This window comes from Rothia nasimurium (assembly GCF_004569295.1).
Taxonomy (GTDB): domain Bacteria; phylum Actinomycetota; class Actinomycetes; order Actinomycetales; family Micrococcaceae; genus Rothia; species Rothia nasimurium_B.
On the sequence record NZ_SPQC01000095.1, the window covers coordinates 1 to 1,363 of the forward strand.

The 1,363-nt window shown below is 64.6% G+C and carries 1 protein-coding gene and 1 pseudogene; both read left to right on the forward strand.

Going from position 1 to position 1,363, the window contains the following annotated elements; all coding sequences use genetic code 11:
- Positions 1 to 481 (forward strand): annotated as a pseudogene (locus E4U03_RS13040) (hypothetical protein); the annotation flags it as partial.
- A gap of 2 nt (positions 482 to 483) precedes the next feature.
- On the forward strand, positions 484 to 1,363 hold an 880-nt coding region (locus E4U03_RS12530), incomplete at its 3' end, for a cysteine--tRNA ligase (protein WP_135014052.1).

Sequence of the window (1,363 nt, forward strand, 5' to 3'; positions counted from 1 at the left end):
CCCCCTCTGGGAGTCCCACCTGGGCCTTAACCTCACCCCGCTGCGCGTTCACTTCTCCCACCTCACCCTCTCCTGGTTCCCCAAACCGCTTATCGACCTCACCTCCCGCGCCCTGAGTTGCCCCCTGGCGTCCGCCTCGACCCTGGCCTCCGCCCTGAGGCGCGACGTGCAGGGCCACACCGCCGCCTACCGCATGGCCATCTCCCACGACTACGCCCTGCAGTTCTCCATCGAGGGCGGCGTGCAAGACGAATACGCGATTCAGGACGACTGGGGCTTCTCAGAAACCACCGTCAAAACCCCGGTGCACCTCTGGGTCGCCGGCCGCGACATGGCCGTCAAACCCGCCCGGGCCCGCAACCTGGGGCTCCGCCTGGGAGCCCAGATTCACGAACTACCGCGCGATGGCCATTTCTCCCTGCTCATTAACCACGCAGCCAGCGTCCTCGCACCGGTTCTACAGCGCACGGTAAACTGTTAGGCGTGACTCTACGTTTTTATGATTCAGCAACAGCAAGCGTCCGTGACTTCACCCCGGTTCACCCCGGCGAGGCCCGTATCTACTACTGTGGTGCCACCGTGCAGGGGGCTCCCCACATCGGGCACGTGCGCTCGGGCCTGGTCTTTGACCAGCTCTCCCGCTGGCTGACCTACCGCGGTTACAAGGTCACCACGGTTCGTAACGTCACCGACATCGACGACAAGATTCTGGTGAACTCGGCTGCTTCTTTCGAGCCTGATTTCACCGGGGAGCACCCGGTCGAGGAATGGTGGGCCCTGGCCTACCGCTTTGAGCGGGTCTTCGGGGCCGCTTACGCCTCCCTCAACATCGCACCGCCCACCTACGAGCCGCGCGCAACCGGGCACATCCCAGAGATGTTCGCCCTCATCCAGCGCCTCATCGACCGCGGTCACGCCTACCCGGCGACCGACGGCTGCGGGGATGTCTACTTCGACGTGCGCTCCTGGGAGAACTACGGTGCTCTGACCCGCCAGAAGATTGACGACATGCAGGACGCTCCGGACGCCGACCCCCGCGGCAAGCGCGACCCCCGCGACTTTGCCCTGTGGAAGGCATACAAGGAGGGCGAGCCCGTCACCGCCTCCTGGGATTCCCCCTGGGGTAAAGGCCGCCCCGGCTGGCACCTGGAATGCTCGGCCATGGCCGGCAAGTACCTGGGCGAGACCTTCGATATTCACGGTGGCGGCCTCGATTTGCGCTTCCCCCACCACGAAAACGAGATGGCCCAGTCCCAGGCAGCAGGCTACGGCTTCGCCAACTTTTGGATGCACAACGGCCTGGTCAACTACGAGGGCGAGAAGATGTCCAAGTCCATTGGCAACATCATCACCCCCGCCCAGA